Genomic DNA, 23,106 nt, shown 5'->3' with positions numbered 1-23,106 from the left:
TTTTAGAATGATAGCAGTGCACAGTAGTTATTAATCGTGATGAACAATATCAGGTAAATTAAGTCTTATTTTTAATCACTCTGCTCTCAACGATTTCCTGTAAGTAATCCAGAAGTTCATTCCTTAGTTCTGCCCGATCCAATGCAAAATCAAGTGTTGTTTTTATAAATCCTAATTTTTCACCAACGTCATAGCGAATACCTTCAAATTCATAACCATATACCATTTGAGTATCTAACAATTTTACGATTGCATCTGTCAGTTGAATCTCTGCTCCTGCCCCAACTTCTTGTTTTGACAGGATTTCAAATATTTCTGGAGTTAAAATGTATCTACCCATAATCGCGAAGTTGGAAGGAGCATCTTCTACGCGAGGTTTTTCGACAAGACTATTTATTTTATGTAAATTATCAGATATTGGTATTCCATCAATAATACCATATCGTTGCACTTGATTTTTGAGAACAGGTTTAATGCCGATAATAGAGCTATTGTACTGATTATAGAAGTTCATCATTTGCCCCAAACAAGGCGTTTGTGATTGTACGATGTCATCACCTAAAAGTACTGCAAAAGGCTCATTACCAATAAAATTTCTGGCGCACCAAATAGCATGTCCTAAACCCTTAGGTTCTTTCTGTCTAATATAGTGAATATTTGCCATATCTGTTGATTTTTGAACTTCATCTAACAATTCTAGTTTTCCTTTAGTCAATAAATTTTGTTCAAGTTCAAAGCTCATATCAAAATGATCCTCAATTGCTCGCTTCCCTTTGCCTGTGACAATAATAATATCTTCTATGCCTGAAGCAACCGCTTCTTCGACGATATATTGTATGGTAGGCTTATCAACAATGGGTAGCATTTCTTTTGGCATAGCCTTTGTAGCAGGCAAAAATCTTGTTCCGAGCCCGGCCGCTGGGATTATTGCTTTTCTGATTTTCATATAACCTCTCCGACTTTATTTGAAGTATTCCATTAATGATTTGTAATTGTAATAAATAAGTGCGCCTGTAAAGAGCGTGAGTTATTTATTTTCCCCACCCTCCCCACTAGCTTAATTTACTCGGTACCGCATGGTCTTCCATCATTTTGCTGGTTACTTCTATCTATGCTTTTGTCGTTTATAAGCTTCAATAGCGCAAAGATGTGTTGATCATCTTGGTGTTGCTGATGCTGCTCGCCTATATAATTCCCTTATCCAATGCGGGCTCGCATTATTTGGAAACAAATATGACCTACATCCAAATGCTGTATGCAGCCTTCTTCATTTTAGGTGTATTCCTGACAAAAAACAAGCGCAGTACAGCCGTCAGACACACGTTCGATAGCGTCTGACGGCTGTGCTGGATATACTTGAACGAGGTCGTCGACTCTACAACGCGAGGGATGACAAACAATAACAACAATGGCTCCAGCAGTGATGGAGGCAATTGACGCGTTCTAAGAAGCGTCCTCCTACTTCTGATGACGGGCAGTAAACGATGTTCGTGGAGCAGAAGGACGGTTCGTCTGAAGCACCCCCTGCGATGGAGGACCGGGTCATCTGCATTCATCAGCCACATGTCAGACCTATCGTGCGAGGGAAAGAGAAGCCGCGAATCGAATTCGGAGCCAAGAACGCAGTAACATGACGAATGACTATGCGTTCCTTGATCGGCTGTCTAGAGAAAACTTCAACGAGAGTATGACGCTGATTGGCGTGATTGAGAAGTATTGCGAGCAATGGGATACGACGACTCAACGGATCGACATTGGGTCGCAAGCCTAAAAACGGTCCGACACATGAAGAGAAGCAAGTCGTCAAACAGGATGCTAGTGAACGGAACACAATTGAAGGTAGATTTGGAGAAGGCAGGCGCAAGTACGAGCTTGCCTTTATTCGAGCACGCCTTGGTTGATTGACATTTATAGATATTTTAGACTTACGCTAATCTTACGGCTACCTTTCGCTATTAGGTTCTTAATTAAGTAATACACTGCGAATAAAGTATGCTTACCAAAGCATTTAATGTTTCTCTAATGTCTTATAAATCTCTACTTTCAAACTGAAAGATGTTCACTTCTATGATAAAATAGAAAATATTGTCGATCAATGATAGAAAAGGAGCTTCACTCATGGAAAATGCAACAAACAGGCGGAAAACTGATCAGGATGCAGAAATCATGAATTCCGATAGATCCTCTATCCTCTACTGGACGCTTTTGTTCTGCGTGATGGCGTTCGTATTTATTGCGCCATACCAAACAGCATTATTCAATAATAACACGATTGTTGGGCGTATTGGGGATTTAACCCAATATGAGGGCAAGTTTTTCGGCTGGCTGCTGGTTGGCTTTGGTGCTCTGCTGGTTGTTGGATTGCGGTTCTTCTCCAACTGGAAGTTAAAAGACAGCCGTGACTGGCTCAGCATACTAATCTGGCTGATTCCACTTTGTTATTTCATTTCGATGTCCCAGGCTGTTTCTCCGCATCTTGCGAAAAACATGCTACTGATCAACATCTTTTACGCTGCTCTCTTTGTGGCTGCGATTGTACTTGCACGCACTCGCTTTGGTAGCACTATCCTTCAAAACGGGCTGCTCATATCCGGTTATATCATTGTTTGGTTCGGGCTTGCATGCCTCTTGGGGATGGCTTATCACAAAGACGCCTTAATGTCTGATCAAGGGTTGCGACTGACATCCGTGTTCCAATATGCAAATGCCTATGCTGCGTTTCTGCTTGTTTTGCTTGTTGCCTGCATCTATTCGGTTGTCTGTGCAACTGACCGCAAAATTCGGTTCTTACATATGTTTATGATCGTTCCCATCATTGTATCTTTTCTCTTGACTCTTTCACGTGGGGGATTAGTGGTTCTTCCCGTAATCTTGCTGATTGTCGTTCCGTTCCTTCCAGTGGTTAGGCAGCTTTTTATGCTAGTATATACTCTCGTTGGAGCGGCTGCCGCTCTTGCTGTGACGAGTTCATTGAACAAGGCCGGACAAAACACATTAGCGAAAGTGCTCCCCACCGCAAAGGGAGATTGGACAGCTAGTCTGTTAGGTTGGAAAAGCGGCGACTCGTGGTTCGCTTTTGTCATCTTAGTGGTCGTTTCGTTTGCTGTCACGGCTCTTATCTATGCTTCGCAACGCTTCGTGGAGCCCCGGATGGATTCAAAACTTGCCGGCTTCTCGTCCCGAAAATATGCCCGTTTTGCCCTTCCCCTGTTGTTCATCATCATTGGCATAATCGGTTTTCTCTTGGTTTATTTCACTCCCGTCAAGGATGCCCTCCCGGATACGCTCCGCACGCGGGTCGAAAACATCAACTTCCGCCAGCATAGCGTGTTGGAGCGGGGGTACTTTTACAAGGATGCCTTTAAGCTGATTGCGGATTACCCAGTACTGGGAGCAGGCGGAGGAGCCTGGGGCACCCTATACGGTAAATATCAAAGCTACCCATACATAAGCCGTCAGGCTCATAGCTTTCCGATTCAATACATGCTAGAAACGGGTATAATTGGTTTTATTGTATTACTTTTGGTTATTGGTCTGGCATTCTACCTATTCGTCCGCCATTATATCAAAGTGGAGCCGGCAAAACGCGATCAGAATTTTGTGTTTTTTATCGTCTCGGTTGCCTTGCTTCTACATAGCTTGATCGACTTCGAGTTAAGCTACATTTACTTGGCCGGACTCTTGTTTCTCTGCCTTGGGGGGATGGTAGCGGGGGCTGATTCGGTGAAACTACTGCCGGTTCCAAAACGCCAGGATTCACCGTGGCGATATCTTTTCCCGGGGGCGTTAGCTGCCATTGCCATTACCGCTTTCGTTATGACAAGCATAAGTTTAAGTGCTAATGCTTCCTTCAAAAAAGCGAATCGTTTGGCCGTCACGACCGGGTCTCTGGATCAAGTGGTTGTGCCCCTTAATCGCGCTATATCGCGAGATCCGGGTCATCCCGATTATCGTGCTCAAGATATCCAGTATTATCAGCAAGTTTATCAACAAATGGTGCAGCAAGGCCAGGCCGATCAAGCAACGCAATATTTGCAGGCCATTCTGTCCAAAACGGAATCCGCTCTGCGCCACGAACCTAATTCTCAGGCTCTATTGAATGATAAGGTGTCAATCTATACTTCTATCGGCCAATACAATCAAGCTTTGGATACATTAAATCAAAGTCTGATTTTGTTTCCTTGGGACGAATCACTCTATGCACAAAAGATGCAACTTGAAGCAAAACTCGCAGCCGCAGCCGATCAGAAAGATCCTGCTGTAGCTGAACAATATCGAAATGACGCATTGACCGTGTACGATGCCTTCAACAAAAGGGTGAAGGACATGTCCAAGATCCCGAAGGAAATCGCGATAACCGTTGAATTTAAAGTGACTCCATTAATGGCTGCTTCCTTGGGTCAAATTTACTTCCAACAAGGACATTTTGACAAAGCAATGGAAATCTTAAAACCCACTATGGGAACAGATTCGCCCGAGCGCACCAAGCTGCTTGATACCGCGGAGGGGCGGGAAGCGGCCCTATGGTACCTCGCTACACTTAATAAGCAGCAACAGAACGACGAAAATCTGCACAATCTCTTAATTAGCAAAGATGAAACAGAAAAAGTTAAACTGGACACCATTTTGAAATAAGATAATTAAATGCGCTTAAGGCATCTCTCGATTAGAGACTCGAGGGATGCTCTTTTTTTGCTGACTATCGTTGAGGCTTATATGTTTAATGCGATGTAGGTCGTTCTAGCTATGATTCGAGACAAATACCGTTGGCGAAGCAGATTCGACGATATGGTGTCAAAATATAAACCCCGGTGCCTCTGAGAGGACCGGGGTTGCGTTTGCTGTTAAGTATTCGTTGCCCTTCTTACTTCGTCCGGCTAACGCCCATGGCGCGCTGCAGGAAGTTAAGGACGGGCTTTCGTTTTTTGCCGATGACGCCGATGGCTTCTGCGCCTAGTTCCAAGACGACGAGGATAAGCAGGACGAGCAGAATCGTCCACCAGCTTTGTTTCTGCGTCATCAGGATGGCGCACAGGCCAAAGGTAAAGGCGATGCCGTAGATGATGATAACTGTCTTGCGCATGCTGAAGCCCATGTTCATTAGGCAGTGATGCAGGTGCTCTTTATCGGCCACGGTGATCGGCTTGTTGTTCAGCTTCCGGCGGAGAATAGCCAGGAAGGTGTCCGACAGCGGCACGCCAAGGATCAAAACCGGTACCAAGAAGGACACGATGGTGGCCTGTTTGTAACCCATGATGGATAGAATGGACAAGGCATAGCCCAAAAACAGTGCGCCCGAGTCCCCCATGAATAACTTGGCGGGATGGAAGTTGAAGAACAGGAAGCCCAAGCTGCTGCCGATCAGGATGGCGCTGAGCAGGATAACCATTGGCTGTAGCGGGTTCATCATGATGGCGGTCACCAAGATAGTTCCTGCTGCGATGCTGGATACGCCTGCTGACAGGCCATCGAGGCCGTCAATCAGGTTGACGGCGTTGGTCACACCAACGATCCAGACGATAGTTAAAGGAATACTGATCCAGTTATATTGAATAAACTGCTCGCTGCTCAGGAAAGGAATGCGGATCACGTCGATTTCCAGTCCGAAGGCGACAGCCACGCCGGCGGCGAGAAGCTGGCCCAGCAGTTTGACTTTCGGCGACAGGTTGAAGCGGTCGTCCAAAGCGCCGGTGATGGCGATAATGGTGCCACCAAGAATAAGTCCTATGGCGATATGGCTCTTGTCTTCATATCCGGAAAAAGGAGTAACGATAAAGTACGTGAGGACAAAGGCTGCAAAAATCGCCAACCCGCCCAGTTGAGCCATCGGTTTTTTGTGTACGGTACGGTGATTGGGCATTGCGACGGCCCCGACTTTAAAGGCCAGTTTTTTCATCAGCGGTGTCATCAAGATCGATAAGACACAAGCTGCGGCAAACCCGATGACATAAATCCACCAGTTCATATAATGGTCAACCCCTCAATTCTCTCGCAAACCTTCAATTTACTTACATGATTGCATTCCTATCCTACTATAAAAGTGCGAGATCGAATATACAATAATTCCTTTTGTGCAAAAAAAGCCGATTTTCCACATGATAACGTCAACATTCCGATAATAGTCAAGGTTTTCCTACGTTATCTTTTTCTTTTATGACTTTCATCACGAATCGGGGTAAATCCAACATTCTTTTGTAACGAGATGGCTCCTGCATAAGCCGATACAACCATTCTAACCGCATGCGGATGAAAATTTTCGGCGCTCGCTTCAAGTTGCCGGAGAAAATGTCGAAGCTTCCGCCAACACCCATCATGAGCGTCGCATCCAACTGGTCGCGGTAGCGGTCGATCCACAAGTCCTGCTTGTCAGCGGACCGTCCGACAAAAAGCAGATCCGGTTTGGCCTCGCGCACCTTCTCAACAATTTCGTCATCCTGTTCGTCGGAAAAATACCCGTTCTGCACGCCCACGATTTGAATCTTCGGATATTTATCCTTTATACGCGCGGCCGCAGCTTGAATCACTTCCTCCGATGTCCCCAGCAAAAATACGCGCCAGCCTTCTTGTTCCCCGATGCGGATCAGCTCTTCCATCAGCTCGATGCCGGCTACCTTTTCGGTAACGGGCTGGCCGATATAGCCTGCCGCCCAAACAACGCCGGCTCCGTCCGGAACGACAAGCTCGGCCCGCTTCATCATCGCCATGACCGCTGGGTTGTTTCCTGCTGCGGTAACCATGATGGGATTAGCCGTAATGACGTGGGTAGCTTGCCGGTTTTTCACCGCTTCCACCAACAGCTGCAGCGTATCGCGAAAACCGAGCCGCGAAAAGGGCACGCCGAAGATGAAGGTCTTCGGAATAAGGGGATTTGGTAACGTTTGGTTCATAGGCATTCACCTCATTCCTATAATTGACGCATGAAAGCGAGAATTCGTTGCACCGGCTTGCGGGATTCTTGCTTGAGCGCTGCGATAAGCGGAGTTTTCTCCCGCTGCCAGGCGGTACGGCCGTCGAGAAGGGCTGCCGCTTCCGCCGCTACAAGGGCGGCATCGAAGCGGTCCGTGCGGGCGGCTGAGCTCATACCGAGCCGGTTCAGAAACTGGTCGATCTTCGGATCGTACGAGATGCCGAGAACCGGCACGCTTTGAGAAGCGGCGTAGATCAGCGAATGCAGGCGCATGCCGATCATGAGCTGGCATTCGCTTACCGCCGCAAGCATGTCCTGCGGGTGCTCGATGCCGTCCACGAGCACCACGCCAGGGTCACCCTCCGCGCCCATGGCCCCGATCACATATTGGGATGCCTCCACATCGGAGGGCAGGTGGAACGGCAGGAAGCGCAGCTCCACAGGCCTACTCTGACGAAGCGCATTCAGCGCTTCGGCCAAGGCGTGGAGCTCGGAGCGGTCACCGTTCCAGAAGCGGATGGAGACGCCGACGATGTCGCGGTCGCCTGCGCCTGATTGCGCCGCCGTGATAGCAGACACATCCCCAGCAGGTTCCTCGTTCCCGCTGCCTGCATCGGACTCATCTGCCGGGCTGCCGGTATGGCCTGCGACATGTGCGGCTCCTGCCGGAGCGTCCATGCTAGGCAGTTGAGCCGTCCCTACAGTGGCGGCATCCGGACCATCCGTCTCTGCCTTAAGAGGTAAACCCATGACCGGATCGGGGACGACGTCTACCTGACCCCGATACCCCACGCTCCGCAGCAGTTCTGCCGATTCGGCGTCGCGTACAGAAACGTACTTGCACTTCGCGAAGGTGCTGCGGATCAAGGGGAAGAACACACTACGGTTCACTGGGCCGATGCCCTGGGAATAGATGAACGTTGGCTTTCCTAACCACTGGGCAAGCTTTAGGATACCCAAATAATACGGAATTGATAGCTTACCGGTGGCGTCCTGCAGCAAACTGCCCCCGCCGCTTATAAGGCCGTCAGAGCTGCGAATGGCTGCTATGACCTGGGCCATTTTCATACGGGGAACGGCTTTTACACCATACATCCGCGTGGTCCATTCTGGATCACCGGACATCACGATGGGCTCGATGGTCACGCCCAGCCGTTCGCCCTCCGCTTCAAGCGCCAGCAAAATCGATTGGAGAACCGCTTCATCGCCGCTGTTGCGGAAGCCGTAGTATCCACAAATGACTATCCTGAACTTGTCTATTTGTAAAACGGCTCGGCCCATCTTTTCCAACCCCTTGTGAACAAATTCCAGATGCCGATGAGGATGAGCCCAATGACAGCTCCGAACAACAGGCCGTACCCGTCGCGTTCAGCGGACATAATGATCGGTGAATGCAGGTGGGTAAAGGTGCCCACCATGTCCACTTGGCCGATGACACCAAACAAAAACACCCATTCGGCGTATTTATATCGATACTTCAAGACGAGATATGCACCCAGAATGAATATCGGGTGTCCAATCAGGAACTCTTTGGTTCTGGGGCGAACTCCGATGCCGTTTTCCAGCAAGCTGCGGAATTTCATCTCTAGCGGACTCACCGTACCCGAATTGCCTGTCCGGCTCATGTAATAGTACAACACTCCGCCCAATACAGCCGCCGCCACGATAAAGAACACCGTAACCGGCGAGGAGAGGATCCGGCGCAGCTTGCGGATTTTTTCCGTCGTGCCCAAGCTCTCATGGAACAGCAACAAGTACAAGCCAAAGATGACGAGCGGAAACATGCCCAACATTTTAACACCGAAAAATTGCTGCAGGAGCAAACTGTATGTCAAACCATTCAGCAGCCCAACAATGAGGACAGCGCCGATGAGAGACACGAGCGTCGCCTGGATGAACAGGTTGACGGTTTGACCTACGTACGATTGGGACTCCTTCTCCATGCGGCTCTGGATCTTGCGGGCGGTCAGGATCATGGCGATGGAAGCAGAGGATAAGCCAGCGCCTAATGCCAGCATCTTGTCGAGCATGAGCGGATGCAATACCCGCAAGCCGATGCTGCCCAACAAGCCGAGAATCAAGAACCACAGGGTCAGATTCGGAAAGAAGTACGACAGCAGCAGCACGATCAGCGCCACGCTGCCAAGAATGACCAGGTAGTGGAGATGCTTATGCCATCCTGAAGGAGTGTAATCAAACCGGTGGGCGGACCCTTGTCCAGTCACATAACCGGCGTCCTGAATCCGCGGAGCGGCCCCGTCCTTACCTTTGATGCTCTCATAGATGGTATTCAGCGGGTCGGTCATGGATGCCTTTTCGTTATTTTTATACACTCTGGCATTGAGGAAAACAAGGCGGATGTTCCGGTCCTTCACAGCCAGCACGAAACGGTCGGCGGCTTCCCGGGCGCGGTCGTCCGATTGCTCTTTGGTTTGGGCCATGGACATTTTTTCGGCATCAGCCTCGGTAAAAGAATGGACGCGGAAAGCATTGTAGTCCAGCTTCTCCGCCAGGGTGCTGATCCCCGCCGGAGCCTTGATCAATTCAACGATCCCCAGCCCCAGCTTATATTTGTTCATCAGCGAAGCAAAATCGGAGATATGGTTATTTTCCCCGGTTCCGTAGCCGGGTACAAAATCGCCTTCTACAATGACGTTCTTCGTTCCAGCCGCGGCGAACATCCCCAGATATCTATCCATCTTCGCCTCGTCATATGGCTTGTGACGATTGGAAATCCGGGCGACGATACCCATTCCCTTCGCCTGCAATTGTTCCAAAGCGATGGGGTCGGGTCCCAGCACTTTAAGCTGTGCCTCGTCCTCAGACGCGGCGATGCGCAGACCGGAACGACCGTCATAAGACCAAGGCTCAGTAGCGATACCCAGCTCGGCAAACTCCTGCTCGATCATCGGCTGCAGCTTGCCCCGAGCAGTCTCGTCCGTAAACAGCACAAAGGTGTCGTTGCGGTTCGCTTCGCCAGGCTTGCCCGTCAGCGTCGCCGCTTCTTTCGCAGTGAACATATCCAAACGGCGCGCCAATTGCAGCTCGCTTAATGTCGTCTCATAAATCGCCACCGAATGGATACCGGATTTATTCATCGTGTCCAATTGCTCGTTCACGAAAGCCTGCGGATCCGGCTTATAGGCGGACAATTCCAGCACGTCCCGATAGTCCATAACGAATTCGACTTTTTGGGACGACTTTTCCGTGCGGATCCGATCTGACACCAACGGCACGGAAGCAAGCAAGGCGAGGGCGACAAGTGCCCACAATACCTTAGGCAAAGCCCGGTTTACTTTTGCAAAACGTTCCAAGATACCCCAACGCTCCCTTCAAAATGCACGCAAAACCAAGAAACAGCTGATGCAATCCTTGGAATGACGAGCGACATTTACCGATACGGAATAAGGCAATTTATTGTACTAAACTTAAAAACGGGTCCGTCCGATCAGGCATTGGCACCTGCCGAAGGGACCCGTCCGGTCACGATTATTTTGTTGATTACGATTCGCCTACGCCTAACCGTCCACGCGGGCCATTACAGCTGCCGTCATGGCATCCAGGAGATTCCCTGAATCCTGGACCGAACTGCCTTTTACCGCAAAATAGACCTTAATCTTCGGTTCGGTTCCCGAAGGCCGCAGGGTAAACCAGGAGCCGTCCTCCAAGACGTACTTCAGCACGTTTTCCGCAGGCAGATCTTGAATGCCTTGGGAGTAATCCAGCACCTCGGTCACCTTTACCCCTGCCACTTCAGCAGGAGGCATCAGGCGCCAGTTTTCCATGATGCCGCGGATTTTCTCCACGCCTTCCTTACCCTTCAAGGTACGGGACTCCAGACGCTCCATGAAGTAGCCGTACTCTTCGTAGAGCTCGATCAGCACGTCGTACAGCGTTTTGCCTTGCTTCTTATAATAAGCGGCTGCTTCGCAGATCAGCATGGAAGCGATGACGGCGTCTTTATCCCGGGCGTAATCGCCCGCCAGGTAGCCGTAGCTTTCCTCATAACCGAACAGGAAGGTATGGGAGCCGGTGGCGGTAAATTCCGTCATCTTCTCGCCGATGTATTTGAACCCGGTGAGTGTGTTCATCACTTCAACGCCGAAGCTGCGAGCGATCACCGCGCCCATTTCGCTGGTAACGATGGTTTTGATCACCACTCCGTTTGCCGGAATGGCACCGCGTTCCTTCAAACTGCTGAGGAAATAGTGGATCATGATCGCGCCGGATTGATTACCGGTGAGGACGATATACTCGCCGGAAGCATCACGGACGACAGCACCCATGCGGTCGCAGTCCGGGTCTGTGCCGATGATGATGTCTGCGTCGGTTTGTTTACCCAGTTCCATGGCGATGGTAAACGCGGCCCGTTCCTCAGGATTCGGGGATTTTACCGTAGAGAACATTGGGTCCGGAAGTTCCTGCTCAGCCACAACTTGCACGTTGGCGAAGCCCAACTCGCGCAAAACCCTGCGGACGCTGAGATTGCCAGCGCCATGCAGCGGCGTGTAGATGATTTTGACCTTATCGGACATTTCCTTGGCGATTTGCGGATTGGGACTAACGGCAGTGACGGCGCTTATGTATTCCTTGTCCATCTCTTCGCCCAGCCAGAACAGCAGTCCTTTGGCTTCCGCTTCCCCCCGGGTGAGACGCTTCACGGAGGAGAAGAAATCCAAATCGGCGATTTGCGCAATGACTTGTCCTGCCGCTTCTGAAACCATCTGTCCGCCGTCCGGACCGTATACTTTATAGCCATTATACTCCGGAGGGTTATGACTGGCCGTAACCACGATACCTGCGGAGGCATTCAACCGGCGCACGGCAAAAGACAGCTCGGGAGTCGGACGAAGGGTTTCAAATACATAGGCGGTAATTCCGTTGGCTGCCAGTACCAGCGCCGCTTCAAGAGCAAACTCCGGCGAGCGGTTGCGGGAATCGTAAGCGATCGCAACAGAATGGGGACGAGACGTATCCGTCAGCAAATATTGTGCCAAGCCTTGGGAGGCCCGGCCTACGGTGTACAAATTCATCCGGTTGGTTCCGGCGCCGATGACGCCGCGCATTCCTCCGGTTCCAAACTCCAAATCCTTGTAAAAACGGTCTTCGATCTCATTCGCCTGTTCCTTCAGGCCAGCCAGTTCCGCTTGCGTTTCCGCATCTGCATGTTCCAGCCACTGGGTGTACCGAGACCCCGCAAATTCATTCGTCATAGCCGTTCCTCCTCGCACTTCTATCTATTTTTCTTAGGGAACCCGCTAATCAAATGGTTAGCATTCCCTAATATAAGTATATTTTATCCTGCTTTATTGCTTATCGGAAAGGGCAAACATCATATCCGCTTCGGCTACGACCTTGTCGCCTACCTTGGCAACACCTCTTGCCTTGGCAAAGGACCCTTTGAGCCGGGTAATCTCTGTGGTCAGCGTTAGAGTATCCCCCGGGACCACTTGATCGCGGAAACGGCAGCCGTCAATGCTGGCGAAAAAGCCCAATTTTCCCCGGTTAGCTTCCGTCATGAGCATGGCCACGGCACCTACCTGAGCCAGTGCCTCGATAATCAGCACACCAGGCATAACCGGATACCCTGGAAAATGACCAGCAAAAAAGGGTTCGTTCATGGATACGTTTTTCAGTCCCACTGCCCGAACGCCTTCCTCCACTTCCAAAATGCGGTCCACCAGCAAAAACGGCTGCCGGTGCGGAATAATTTCTTGAATCTGATTGATATCCATCATGACGCGCACGCCCTTTCCTCTTATGTTCTAAGAATAAATGGGAGGAGTTTCACCTACACTAGAATAGTCCCCTCGCTTGCTGCAGACGGCGGGGTTGATATAAGGGAGCCTATCCGCGCTGTATACGGCGCTAAAAGGATAAGCTCCTTTCCTTATTCTCCCTTACGGGCAGGCTTAACAGGGGGATTTCGTAACAAGCTGTCGCCTGCGCTGGCCGGTTCCATTCTCAGCTTGCCATTAATCCGCCGGAACGAGAACAGGTAGATCGTCGTCGCCACAAACGATAATACGATGACAGCCCACAAGAAAGGAACGCCCGTTTTTACTTCAAATACAATTAACAAAATGGCGCAGTAAAACAGAACGGTCGTCATCTTCCCTAATATGTTGGCCGGAACAGGCTTTTTGCCTTTAAAATGACAAATGGTGGCGAAAATAATCATGCCCCCGTCGCGGATGACCATAGCCACAGCTGCAAGCCATGGGATCAGCCGGGAGTATAAAAGGGACAGAAAGACTGTCGCCATCATCAATTTATCCGCTAACGGATCAAGCATAATCCCCATCTCGGTAACCTGTCCTCGTGTACGGGCGATATGACCGTCTAACACGTCGGTCAAGCCTGCCAAAAGCACGATCAGCAGCGACCATCGCGGATGCCCGGAAAAGAAGACGTACAGGTATACGGGGATAAGCAAAAATCGAATAAGTGTCAGTATATTAGGCACATTTATGAAACGCAATTGCTTGTCTCTCCTTACTACCGGTTGTCTATCTAATCCATTATACCTGTGAAAAGAAAAAAATAAAACCGTTTGCCCTGCTCTTAAGCACTTAAAAGGCTATCCTCTAAGCGCAAGCAGCGCCGCAGGATAGCCTCACCTATTTCGGATCTACTTGGCGTAGACCAAATCCCATACATGTTTCCAAGTTTCCCAATGCCACACGTCCGACATCGGGTGATCGCCGATGTAGGTATAACCCACCACAAGTCCAGCGCCAAGGGCGATTAAGCAAAGCAAAGGAACGATCAAAAACCGCAGTACCCTCAGGACGGGATGCCGCTTTTTCTTTTTTTTCTTAGCGGGCTTCTTGCCGGATGCAGCCGGTCCCGGGTGTTGACTCTCTTCCTTTGCTTTCGGTTTTATATTCGGCTTTTCAAGCTCCTGCCGATAACCGTCTGGCATATACATCTCCGCCGTATAATCATGATCATCCGCGTCATCCATCCCCTGGTTGTACGGCGATGGGTTCCGGTCGTCTTCCTTATCCTCAAGGAGTTTTCCGTAGCGGTTTGTTGAATCTTGCATGATGCGGGTCTTCCTCCTTCCGGCGTAAGCTTCCGATAGCGGCTCCTTCTCACGCCGCCGCAGGCACTTTACCGCCGTGCATACGCCGCGTTAACCGCGAAGGTTGTTGGTCAGGCTCGCCATCATATCGGATGAGCTGATCGCTCGAGCATTCAACTGATAAGCGCGTTGAACCTGCAGCACTTCGGTCATTTCATTGGCCAAATTGACATTGGACTGCTCAAGGAATTGCTGCCGCACGGTAATGAGCGGCTGGTTATCAGATGTCCGATCCAAAGGCCCGACATCCCGGATGACTTGTCCCTGGGTGTTGTCAACGCCATTCGGTATCCGGTATAGATTGTCCCCTGCCTGCTCAAGAAGCTGGGGTTTGACAGCGCGGACCAGCTTAAGCTGATGCACGGTCGGTTGCTCGCCGGGAACGGTAACGGTCATTTGACCCTCTGCATTGACAGTGAAGGTTGCTTTTGCCGACATGTGCACCGGCTCCGCCGTCCCTCCGTTATTCCATTGCAGATAGTATCCGTCCTTGGTTGTAAGGTATACCATATCAGGGTCCTGCTTATCGAAGGAGAGCTGGAAGCTGCCGTCACGGGTATACGCGGTGGTGTTACCCGCCTTAACTTCAAACAGACCCGGCCCTTCCAAAGCCATATCCGTTGGAACTTCGGTTTCTTTAAGCGGTCCCTGAGTCATGTCTAGCCTCGTTTGGCTCACCTTCATACCATAGCTTTGGTCATAACCAAGAGGCGACAAGCGTCCATTCTTTTGAAAGCCTTTGGGCTGCTCTTTTAGGTTCGTCAAAACATCCTCAAAGGTAGCCTCTTTGCGCTTAAAACCTGTCGTGTTCAAGTTTGCCATATTATCCGCCATAATGTCCAGCTTTTGCTGCAGTGCACGCATGGAGACCATGGAGGTGATGAGTGAAGTGTTCATGTCATGAAGCCCCTTCCGGTGTTAGTTTGAATGAGCGGTCGGCCGGTCTAGACTCTTCCCACTTCGTTGACGGCCTTGTCCAGGCTTTTATCATAATATTGCACGATTTTTTGATTGACTTCATAAGCTCGAAGGGCACTGTTCATATCGATGGTGGCTTGGGCGGAATCCACATTGGAGCGCTCCAGATAACCTTGATGAACGGTCAATTGGCCAGTTGTCGTCAGTGCCGTCAACTCCGGATTGGGAACGCCTCCCGCCCCGTCGGTGAGAGCCGTAACGGTGCCTTCATCGCCAGCGTTGATGCGGTAAACGCCATTACCTTCGAGGATCAACCGGTTCGGATCGTCCACCCGTGACAGCAGCAGCGCCATGCGACCGCCGTTTGCGCCCGTCAGAGGCTTACCCGTCACCGCATCCAGGAAGGTTCCATCCGCCGCCAGAGTAGCATCCGGGATCGCTGCACCTGTCGTCGGATCAGTCATCACGATGGGCTGGCCGTCGGAACCCAGCACTTTGTAGCCTTCAGGCGTGGTTAGATGACCATCTGCCGTTACAGTGAAGTCACCGCTGCGGGTGTACCGGGTTTGTCCGTTGGCATCCTGAACGGTGAAGAATGCTTGCTTTTGAAAAATTCGGTTGCCATCGGCATCAAAAGCCATACCCGAACCGTTGAAATTCAGGCCGTTTGCATCCTGGATATCGGAAGAAATGGCAAAGTCATAGGAATTGTCGGTTTCCATCAAATCGCCCTGCACGTATGTGGAAGGATCCTCTTCCGCCATAACACCGGTATTCAACCGGCCGATATGGCGATTAGCCGGATTCGTTTGTCCTCCACCGGTTAACGAAATCAGCATTTCGGGAAAAGACCGCGTTACAGCGTTTACCTGCTTGTAGCCAGGTGTATTGAGGTTGGCAATATTGTTAGTAGCGGCGTCGTGTCTGCGCTGCTGGGTAATCATGCCTGCAGCCGCCGTGTATAGTCCTCTTAACATAGGCTCCTCCGTTTCTTTTGTCGACAGTCGTCAAAGGAATCGTTCAACTTATCTATTCATCGGGCATCGGCCGTAGAGCGTCTGCGGGCAACCTTATCCAGATTGTCCAGCATGATGCCGGTCCCGTTGCATACGCAGTTCATCGGGTCTTCGGCGACTAGCACCGGCACCAACAGCTCTTTGGTGAGCAGTTGGTCGAATCCGTGCAGAAGGGCGCCGCCGCCCGTTAAGATAATCCCGTGATCGATTATATCCGCCGAAAGCTCCGGCGGGGTCTGCTCCAGCACGGTCTTGGCTGAGGTGACGATCGTCATGATCGGCTCCGATAACGCCTCGCTGATTTCCCAAGACCTGACGGTTACGGTTTGCGGCATTCCAGTCACCATGTCGCGGCCGCGAACGTCCATTTCTCCGTCTCTGCCATCAGGACTGACCGTTCCAATCTTAACCTTGATATCTTCAGAGGTCCGCTCGCCGATGAGCAGCTTGTACTTGTTTTTGATGTACTTGGCAATCGCGGCGTCGAACTTGTCCCCTGCCACTTTGAGAGAGGAGGAAGTCACGATGTCACCCATGGAAAGCACGGCAACGTCCGTGGTTCCTCCGCCAATATCAACGACCATGTTGCCGCTGGGCTCGTAAATGTCGATTCCCGCGCCCACTGCAGCCGCTTTCGGTTCTTCCTCCAGAAAAACTTCACGGGCGCCACATTTTTCCGCTGCCTCGCGAATCGATTTTTGCTCTACGGAGGTCATGTTGGTCGGACCGCAAATCAATATACGGGGGCTGCGGAACCAACTGCGGCCCCCCACTTTTTGAATAAAATATTTCAGCATCATTTCCGTCACTTCGAAGTCGGCGATCACTCCGTCGCGCAGGGGACGGATTGCGACGATATTGCCAGGCGTGCGGCCAACCATCCGCCTCGCTTCCTCCCCGACAGCCAGCACGCGTCTCGTCGTGCTTTCCATGGCTACAACCGAGGGTTCATTGAGAACGATACCCTGACCCTTCACGTAAATCAGTACATTTGCCGTACCCAAATCAATCCCAATATCTTTGCTGAGCATCTCACAAAGTCCTTTCCTGGCCACCGTCCGTCTCCTGTAATCGCCTGCGCTTTCATGACGCCATCGATTCCATAATTATCGGCACGCACCTAAAAATATCTTATAGCAAAATTCGCCATAAAAATAAAAAATCCTCTTTATTCCGAAATTTACGCGAGCGAGCCGGGAACGTTGGCTGGAGCGAAAAATTCAGGAATTAGCGGATACGAGTTGCTCATGATTTTTATAGCGTGTCGATTTTTTGTACTTAATCTTTGTCGCTTCTCCTCCCCTCAAATGGCGGATCGATTTGTGGTACTCGAGAATCGTTTTGACCTGGTTCGCCAGTTCCGGATTGATGTCCGGCAGCCGTTCGGTCAGGTCCTTGTGCACCGTACTCTTGGAAACGCCAAATTCCTTGGCTATGGTACGGACCGTCTGCTTCGTTTCCACGATGCACCTGCCGATCTTGATGGTCCGTTCCTTGATGTAATCGTGCAATCGCCTCGCCTCCCTTACTTGCGTTGAATGGTACCATTATATGAGGGGCGGGCCTATATATTCGCTCAGTCGTCCAACAAAAACAGGGGGATTGTACATGTTTTATCGTTATGGCTCAGAGCGAGCTTCCGGCGCAGGTCGATCTGTTGTATGGGGTTGGGGCCGATGCTAAGTCGCTCGTGCATAAGCCCCGTAGGGTTTGGGGGATTCTGCACTCGGTTGCTCCTATAATAGTTGTACGGGCATCGCACTCAGACGCCCCTGCAAAAAGTACAATTGATTTTACAAATATTAGTAGATTTATCGAATCTGATTGCACAAAGTGCAGGAGAATGAAGCAAAATCAGGTTTTTGTGCAGTTTTGTTGTCATTCTCCTGTACAAAATACAATCACGTTGCCTATACAGAAGCTTCCCGAGAGATTCTCCTGTATTTTATACAATCACAGACAAGCTAAAGAGCTATCGCTGGAGGCTTAAGGCTGCAAAACGGTCCGGTAGGCTGTGCCGTCCAGTAGATAAGTAAGAACGCCGCTTTGTATGCTGGCTCCGCTGCCGATGTCGGCAGTTTTGAAGACGATTTGCCCTTGCAGATTTTGAACGGTCATGCGGTAAGGATTGGATGGCACGTTAGCAAAGAAACAAACCAGATAATCATCATAACTCTGAAAAGACATAACAGGGCTTCCGTCGTAAAAGGGTTGATCCGATCCTACGGCGTAAATATCCCCGGCGTCATTCAGGTAATACAAGCCGTCGTTGAAGACTTGCAAGCTCCAGATTTGCCGGTTGATTTTACCGCGTGTCGGTACAAGCTGCGCGTCAATTACATCGTTGTCCTGGCTTTCCCAAGGAATCCGATAGAGTTTGCCGTCGCCGGCGGTCACGAAGTAAAAGCTGCCGTTCCATTCAAGATGAGGAGCCTGCAAATCAATAGCTCCGTGAGTTTCCAGAAGCCGCCCTGCCTCGCCGTCAGCGAGATGGGCATCCAAAGGAACTCGGTATAGCTTGCCGTCGTTAATCCAATAGAGAAAATCCCCCCACACTTCCATTGAATAAACTTTATCCGCAGGCAGGCCGGAAACCCGTTCCGTTTCCAAAGTGGTTTTGTCGGTTCTCCAGATTGCATTTGAGTTGGGGACATTGGGAAGATACGCGGCCGAATAGATATATTGATTCGTAACAGCGGTTATCCCGTACGAACCACCCGTATACTCAAGGCCGATATTGCCCGGCGGGGGCGGAGGCGGCCCTACGCTGCTCGTATGGCTGAGACTTTCAACGGTTCCGTTGGCGTTCAAGCGTAATGACTCATCATACCCCATGGTTGCCCCGCCCTGATGATAGGTGAGCAACGCCGAATCATTGTCGTCCGAAGAGAGTCCCGCCCCCACTAGGGTCTTGCCGTCTCCGTAATCCCAAATCGGAAGCTGGTACATTTTCCGCGGTTTGCCGGTGCCGTCCACCTTGAGCTGATAGACCCCGCCTTTTTCATCGATATAGTAGTGATAGGCACCCGACCGGGTGTATTCGCCACCCTTATAGCCGGGGAGCGAGGTAGCAATGAGTTGTTGGTTGGCGGAGTCGATCGCCAGCCCTTTCTTCGCGTCAAAATGATAGCTCCAGCCGAACTCCGTCTTCGCCCACTTCCATGTCAGCGGAAAATAGGCGATCCCCCGATAAGAGAGAAACGGATAGTCCTCCCGGTCCGCCTGTACCACGAAGCCGTTTACCTTCACGACGCCTTCCCGCAAGCTCGCTTTGAAGGTTTTTGGATTGGACTTGGCGGTGTAACCGTCCCGATAAGCGCCTGATATGCCGGTTTGCGAAACCCCCAAGCCGATCTTGGCGGTCCAAGTCGTCTCCAGGCCGAGAAACCGGGTGTCATAATACGTCATGGGAAAATACGTGATGCCCTTGTACACGATAAGGGGATACTGCCGGTGCGCGTTGTCGATGGCGATGCCGTTTAGCGTGACCGGGAATGCCGGAAGCGTCGCAGTCACTTCTTTTGCTACCGATGGGGCGGCTTTCGCTGAAGGAGAAGGTGACAGAACCAATGAACAAGCGAAAAGAACTACGGCGAGCAAAGCCTTTGTTTTTTATAGGCCATGAAAAACTCCCTTTCCGGGTTTGTGGGCAAAAAAAGATTCCGATGAACATTATACGCCCCGGAACTCTTAATGTTTTGGATGTTTTTGGAAATTTAGTGTGTGTTTTCAAATTTCCGTGTAGATCGAAACAGCGCTAAAAAGCAGCGACAGCCCCATGATAATATGAAAAGGTTTTTCGTATTTGGAAAGAAAACGCTGGAAGAGCGATCCGAACCCGGCCCAGCACAAGGAAGCCGAAAAAAAGACGATCGCCATAAATGCAGAAATCAAGATCAAGATTCCGTTTGACCGGTAATAAGGGATGACGAAGGATGAGAACGCCGTAATGGCGTATAAAATTCCCTTGAAGTTGATAAATTGCAGTCCAAAACCAGAGAGAAACGAATTCAGTCTTTCGTTATCCGCACCCTTTTTCCCTGAAGAGCTCATCATGATTCTATACGCTAACCAGACCATATAAAGGCTGCCCAGAATGCCCATCACCAGTTTGACTTTCGGGATGATGCTGTAGAGCAGCAAATTAAAGTAACTGCTCAGCAGCAGGATGACGAGAAAACCGAAGCTCACTCCGAAAATGAAGCGAAGCGTTTTTTTAAAGCCGTACCGGTTGGCATTGGACATCGACATGATATTGTTCGGTCCTGGCGTAAACGTCATCACGAAGACATACAACAAAAATGGTAAGATCGGCAAGATGCACCCACTCCTTATATGCTATAATGTATAAAACGTACGTTAAGGCGTACGTTCGTTATAATTATACAATATATACGCTATATAGCACAATGGAAGAGGTGAATGTTATGGAAAATATCAATTTCGTCCTTGCCAAAAATCTGAAAACGCTGCGGGAGCAAGAGAAACTCAGCCTCGACAATCTGGCCGAGCTGACAGGAGTAAGCAAAACGATGCTGGGTCAAATCGAGCGGGGAGAATCAAACCCATCCATCGGTACCGTCTGGAAAATCGCCAACGGCTTGAAGGTTTCGTTCAGTTCACTCATCGATGAGCCGCAATCCGATACGATCATGGTCTACAAGAGCGACATCCGCGGGTTTAATGAAGATAACGGGAAGTTCCGGCTCTATCCGTTTTTTCCTTTTGAGGACGGGAGACGATTCGAGATGTATACACTGGAGGTGGACAAAGGCGGATATTTAAGCTCGGAGCCGCACAAAGAGGGAACAGAGGAATTTGTAACGGTGTTCGACGGAGAACTCACGATCCGGGTCAATGCTGAAGAATATACCGTGCAAAAGGGCGATTCCATCCGGTTCAAAGCGGATCGGCCCCATTCTTACCATAACTCCTGCGACACCCTCACGCGGCTCTGCATGGTAATCCATTATCCGGGATAAAACAAAAAGGGCCGCCCCTTATAGGGTCAGCCCTGCGTACAGTACGCATTCATTCTGCTTGGTACGGCCGGCTCGGTTGGATTTACCAGACGCTCCGTTTCTTAAGATGTTGTTGGTTGGTTATTGTTGCGGCAATACTTCCTTCGGATTCACCGTTGTGTTGTCGGAAGCGGAGCGGACTTCAAAATGCAGGTGCACGCCGTAGTCTTTCTCCAATTCGTTGCGGCCGGCGGTTGCGATGACTGCACCCTTTTTCACCTTGTCGCCCTTCTCTACCTTCAAATCACCCAAGCTTTGGTAGACGGTAATCAACCCGTTGTTGTGAGTGATTTCCACGTAGTTGCCTGCGAGGGGAGCACTCTTTTCCACGTCGGTTACGACACCGCTGCCAGCTGCCAATACATCAAAGGATGCGTTGTCTTCCCGCTGGAGCACGATACCGGTGCTGGGCTCGAAGGTGTTGTCACTTGTGGAGATCGTTGCGTTCAGCTTCTCGTCAGCCGTTGCGTTCTTGTCATAATAACCAAGAGCGATATCCACCTCAGAGCGGTCTTTTACCGGCCATTGCAGGGCTTCGGCATTTGCGTTAGCGGGGAGTGCATCAGGCTTGGCGGAGTCCACTGCCGTCTGGCCGGTTTTGCCAGAGAGGGTTGCACTCACGTCCGACACTGCTTTTTTGCCGGAATCCTGATAGACCCACATTAACGTTAAGATAATTGCCAACGCTGCCAGGTAGATTGCCGGGTAGGCCCATTTTTTGGCCATCAGCCTTTTCCACGCGCCAGGTTGGGCCGTGCTTTCCCCCTCTACGGATTGAGGGTTCTCTTGAAAATCGATGTCTTTGTTTTTATTCTCTTTCATTTTTTCATCACCTCACCCACCATTCTTGCCAGAACATGGGGTTTTATACGGGGAGATGATATTTTCTTGAAAAATTTGCTAGACCCTGTCTGTCGCAAAACAAGGATTGGCAAGCACCGGCAGCCGCTGATAGAGCGAAGGTTGCTATAGAAGCAGGCAGCGCCAATAGAGAGCGTGCTTTTTGTGGGCACGATTTTTTAGTAGATAGAACGTTCATAAAACAAGATTGTGGGCATAACAGCGAAAGTCTTTCTGCGATGAATGGGATGAATTTTGCCAGATTGCTATTGTGCTACTTTTTGCAGGTAGGGAGCTTGATCCGAGATGTCGATGCCTTGGTAGTAGTATTTGACGATCTCTTGGGCGGTTGCCCCTTCTTTTGCCATGCCGTTGGCTCCCCATTGGCTCATCCCCACTCCATGCCCATAACCAAAGGTGGTCACCGTGATGCTGGAGCCGTTCACCTTGACTTGAAATTGGGAGGATCGAAGCCCCAGCCGCTCTCTAACTTCTCTGCCCGTCAGGGTAGTATTTGCTATTTTGACTTTGTCGACTCGATGTCCGGCGGTGTAGCCGAGGATTTTCATTTTGGCGATGATGGAGGAAGGGGAGCGGATTCCCGCCAAGCCCAGCTTCTCGACGAACTCCCAATTGGTAAAGGTAACGGTAGTCTTGTATTCCGGGGACGACTTGTCCCATGGACTCGCTACGCTGCGCAGATAGGGCTCGCTGTCCGACCAATATTCGTCCGAGTTCTCGGTATAACCGTTGCTTGTTGAGAAAAACACCGCATTTATCGGTTCTCCGCCATACGTTAAGATTTTCCCGCGCGTCGCATTCACAGCCCGATTCAATTTATCGAGATTGCTGGCATATTGAGTGCCCGGCCATTTTTGCTTCATTTGCGTTTCGGTCATAAACGCCTGATGCTGAACGGAGTCCGTTACCCACGCCTCGCTGTTCGGCACGCCGCTAAAATCCTTTAGGGCGATTCTCCTGACGATATAAGTACGGGCGGCCAGCGCCTGAGCTTTGAGCGCCTCCATCTCAAACTGGATCGGCATCTCCGCGGCGACAACACCGCGTACATACTCTTCCAGCGGGATTTTATCGATTTGCTGCTGAGCCGTCAGGTAGACCGGGACGGTGACGGCCGGGCTTGTGTCGGCCAGGAGCAGCTCCGGCGCCAGAGGGGCGGAGGCTGAGCCGGATGCAGCCGCCGGGCGTGAGCCAGCGGCGGGCGGCGCAGCCGCGGTGTCGCCGCCGGCGGATGCCTGCGTGGACGGCAGCGGCGAAGCGTCCGGCGCAGCCGGGCCCCTGGCGGCTAAGCCGCCA

General features: G+C 50.7%; 19 protein-coding genes and 1 pseudogene. 3 read left to right on the top strand and 17 right to left on the bottom strand.

The features are described 5' to 3' along the window. Nucleotides 1-58: 58 nt before the first annotated feature. Nucleotides 59-946 carry a UTP--glucose-1-phosphate uridylyltransferase GalU gene (galU, locus tag TJ79_RS21285; protein WP_040952367.1) on the bottom strand — a complete coding sequence of 296 codons (888 nt, stop codon included), beginning with the start codon at nucleotides 944-946 and terminating at the stop codon, nucleotides 59-61. 538 nt (nucleotides 947-1,484) lie between these two features. Here galU and TJ79_RS27390 point away from each other — a divergent pair. Together TJ79_RS27390 and TJ79_RS21280 are read left to right on the top strand one after the other, a co-directional pair. Next, nucleotides 1,485-1,895 (top strand): annotated as a pseudogene (locus TJ79_RS27390) (transposase); the annotation flags it as partial. A 223-nt stretch (nucleotides 1,896-2,118) separates the two neighbouring features. After that, nucleotides 2,119-4,635 (top strand): O-antigen ligase family protein, encoded by a 2,517-nt coding sequence (locus TJ79_RS21280; RefSeq protein ID WP_040952366.1) that lies wholly within the window; start codon nucleotides 2,119-2,121, stop codon nucleotides 4,633-4,635. Between the two features lie 229 nt (nucleotides 4,636-4,864). Here TJ79_RS21280 and TJ79_RS21275 read toward each other — a convergent pair whose 3' ends face one another. The 14 genes from TJ79_RS21275 to TJ79_RS21205 all read right to left on the bottom strand — a co-directional run bounded on the left by TJ79_RS21275 (nucleotide 4,865) and on the right by TJ79_RS21205 (nucleotide 20,245). Continuing rightward, nucleotides 4,865-5,965, bottom strand: a complete 1,101-nt coding sequence (locus tag TJ79_RS21275; RefSeq protein WP_040952365.1) for a glycosyltransferase family 4 protein — start codon at nucleotides 5,963-5,965, stop codon at nucleotides 4,865-4,867. A 157-nt stretch (nucleotides 5,966-6,122) separates the two neighbouring features. Next, nucleotides 6,123-6,887, bottom strand: coding sequence for a WecB/TagA/CpsF family glycosyltransferase (locus tag TJ79_RS21270; RefSeq protein ID WP_420319401.1), 765 nt, complete (start codon nucleotides 6,885-6,887; stop codon nucleotides 6,123-6,125). 17 nt (nucleotides 6,888-6,904) lie between these two features. After that, the gene (locus TJ79_RS21265) at nucleotides 6,905-8,188 is read right to left on the bottom strand and encodes a polysaccharide pyruvyl transferase family protein (protein ID WP_040952363.1); all 1,284 of its coding nucleotides are present in this window, start codon (nucleotides 8,186-8,188) and stop codon (nucleotides 6,905-6,907) included. Beyond that, a complete protein-coding gene (locus tag TJ79_RS21260) occupies nucleotides 8,164-10,221 on the bottom strand; it encodes a DUF5693 family protein (protein ID WP_052339842.1) in 2,058 nt (685 codons plus the stop codon). The genes TJ79_RS21265 and TJ79_RS21260 overlap by 25 nt, the downstream gene beginning before the upstream one ends. 204 nt (nucleotides 10,222-10,425) lie before the next feature. Next, nucleotides 10,426-12,120, bottom strand: coding sequence for a phospho-sugar mutase (locus TJ79_RS21255; RefSeq protein ID WP_040952361.1), 1,695 nt, complete (start codon nucleotides 12,118-12,120; stop codon nucleotides 10,426-10,428). 93 nt (nucleotides 12,121-12,213) lie between these two features. After that, complete coding sequence (fabZ, locus tag TJ79_RS21250; RefSeq protein ID WP_040952396.1) at nucleotides 12,214-12,645, bottom strand: 3-hydroxyacyl-ACP dehydratase FabZ; 432 nt, start codon at nucleotides 12,643-12,645, stop codon at nucleotides 12,214-12,216. A 152-nt stretch (nucleotides 12,646-12,797) separates the two neighbouring features. Next, on the bottom strand, nucleotides 12,798-13,379 hold the full coding sequence (locus TJ79_RS21245) for a CDP-alcohol phosphatidyltransferase family protein (protein ID WP_052339846.1): 582 nt from the start codon (nucleotides 13,377-13,379) through the stop codon (nucleotides 12,798-12,800). A 159-nt stretch (nucleotides 13,380-13,538) separates the two neighbouring features. After that, a complete protein-coding gene (locus TJ79_RS26235) occupies nucleotides 13,539-13,955 on the bottom strand; it encodes a DNA-directed RNA polymerase subunit beta (RefSeq protein ID WP_052339841.1) in 417 nt (138 codons plus the stop codon). A gap of 90 nt (nucleotides 13,956-14,045) precedes the next feature. Then, nucleotides 14,046-14,891: a flagellar hook-basal body protein gene (locus TJ79_RS21235; protein WP_040952360.1), complete on the bottom strand. Its 846-nt coding sequence runs from the start codon at nucleotides 14,889-14,891 to the stop codon at nucleotides 14,046-14,048. 47 nt (nucleotides 14,892-14,938) lie between these two features. Further along, a complete protein-coding gene (locus tag TJ79_RS21230) occupies nucleotides 14,939-15,889 on the bottom strand; it encodes a flagellar hook-basal body protein (protein ID WP_040952359.1) in 951 nt (316 codons plus the stop codon). Nucleotides 15,890-15,945: 56 nt separating this feature from the next. Continuing rightward, complete coding sequence (gene mreB, locus TJ79_RS21225) at nucleotides 15,946-16,959, bottom strand: rod shape-determining protein (protein ID WP_040952393.1); 1,014 nt, start codon at nucleotides 16,957-16,959, stop codon at nucleotides 15,946-15,948. 189 nt (nucleotides 16,960-17,148) lie between these two features. After that, complete coding sequence (gene spoIIID, locus TJ79_RS21220; RefSeq protein WP_040952358.1) at nucleotides 17,149-17,439, bottom strand: sporulation transcriptional regulator SpoIIID; 291 nt, start codon at nucleotides 17,437-17,439, stop codon at nucleotides 17,149-17,151. A 475-nt stretch (nucleotides 17,440-17,914) separates the two neighbouring features. Continuing rightward, nucleotides 17,915-19,498, bottom strand: a complete 1,584-nt coding sequence (locus TJ79_RS21210; protein ID WP_238323099.1) for a hypothetical protein — start codon at nucleotides 19,496-19,498, stop codon at nucleotides 17,915-17,917. A gap of 159 nt (nucleotides 19,499-19,657) precedes the next feature. After that, entirely contained in the window at nucleotides 19,658-20,245 is a 588-nt protein-coding gene (locus TJ79_RS21205) for a LysE family transporter (protein WP_040952355.1), read from the bottom strand. Nucleotides 20,246-20,355: 110 nt separating this feature from the next. Between TJ79_RS21205 and TJ79_RS21200 the strand changes: the two genes are divergently transcribed. Then, nucleotides 20,356-20,910: a helix-turn-helix domain-containing protein gene (locus TJ79_RS21200; RefSeq protein WP_040952354.1), complete on the top strand. Its 555-nt coding sequence runs from the start codon at nucleotides 20,356-20,358 to the stop codon at nucleotides 20,908-20,910. A 120-nt stretch (nucleotides 20,911-21,030) separates the two neighbouring features. On the opposite strand, the gene TJ79_RS21195 is transcribed toward TJ79_RS21200, so the two are convergent. Beyond that, nucleotides 21,031-21,771, bottom strand: coding sequence for a M23 family metallopeptidase (locus TJ79_RS21195; RefSeq protein WP_040952353.1), 741 nt, complete (start codon nucleotides 21,769-21,771; stop codon nucleotides 21,031-21,033). Between the two features lie 284 nt (nucleotides 21,772-22,055). Then, nucleotides 22,056-23,106 (bottom strand): stage II sporulation protein D (gene spoIID, locus TJ79_RS21190; protein WP_052339840.1); only part of this gene is annotated, 1,051 nt, incomplete at its 5' end.

It is taken from the genome of Gorillibacterium massiliense (assembly GCF_000455485.1).
GTDB lineage: Bacteria > Bacillota > Bacilli > Paenibacillales > NBRC-103111 > Gorillibacterium > Gorillibacterium massiliense.
The sequence above is the reverse complement of the archived record's forward strand: the minus strand, read 5'-3'. Positions and strand labels throughout refer to the sequence as shown.

Excerpts from the sequence above, each read along its gene's own strand:
- galU (WP_040952367.1), bottom strand. The coding sequence starts at position 946 with ATGAAAATCAGAAAAGCAATAATCCCAGCGGCCGGGCTCGGAACAAGA.
- TJ79_RS21280 (WP_040952366.1), top strand. The coding sequence starts at position 2,119 with ATGGAAAATGCAACAAACAGGCGGAAAACTGATCAGGATGCAGAAATC.
- TJ79_RS21275 (WP_040952365.1), bottom strand. The coding sequence starts at position 5,965 with ATGAACTGGTGGATTTATGTCATCGGGTTTGCCGCAGCTTGTGTCTTA.
- TJ79_RS21270 (WP_420319401.1), bottom strand. The coding sequence starts at position 6,887 with ATGAACCAAACGTTACCAAATCCCCTTATTCCGAAGACCTTCATCTTC.
- TJ79_RS21265 (WP_040952363.1), bottom strand. The coding sequence starts at position 8,188 with ATGGGCCGAGCCGTTTTACAAATAGACAAGTTCAGGATAGTCATTTGT.
- TJ79_RS21255 (WP_040952361.1), bottom strand. The coding sequence starts at position 12,120 with ATGACGAATGAATTTGCGGGGTCTCGGTACACCCAGTGGCTGGAACAT.
- fabZ (WP_040952396.1), bottom strand. The coding sequence starts at position 12,645 with ATGATGGATATCAATCAGATTCAAGAAATTATTCCGCACCGGCAGCCG.
- TJ79_RS26235 (WP_052339841.1), bottom strand. The coding sequence starts at position 13,955 with ATGCAAGATTCAACAAACCGCTACGGAAAACTCCTTGAGGATAAGGAA.
- TJ79_RS21235 (WP_040952360.1), bottom strand. The coding sequence starts at position 14,891 with ATGAACACTTCACTCATCACCTCCATGGTCTCCATGCGTGCACTGCAG.
- TJ79_RS21230 (WP_040952359.1), bottom strand. The coding sequence starts at position 15,889 with ATGTTAAGAGGACTATACACGGCGGCTGCAGGCATGATTACCCAGCAG.
- mreB (WP_040952393.1), bottom strand. The coding sequence starts at position 16,959 with ATGCTCAGCAAAGATATTGGGATTGATTTGGGTACGGCAAATGTACTG.
- TJ79_RS21200 (WP_040952354.1), top strand. The coding sequence starts at position 20,356 with ATGGAAAATATCAATTTCGTCCTTGCCAAAAATCTGAAAACGCTGCGG.
- TJ79_RS21195 (WP_040952353.1), bottom strand. The coding sequence starts at position 21,771 with ATGAAAGAGAATAAAAACAAAGACATCGATTTTCAAGAGAACCCTCAA.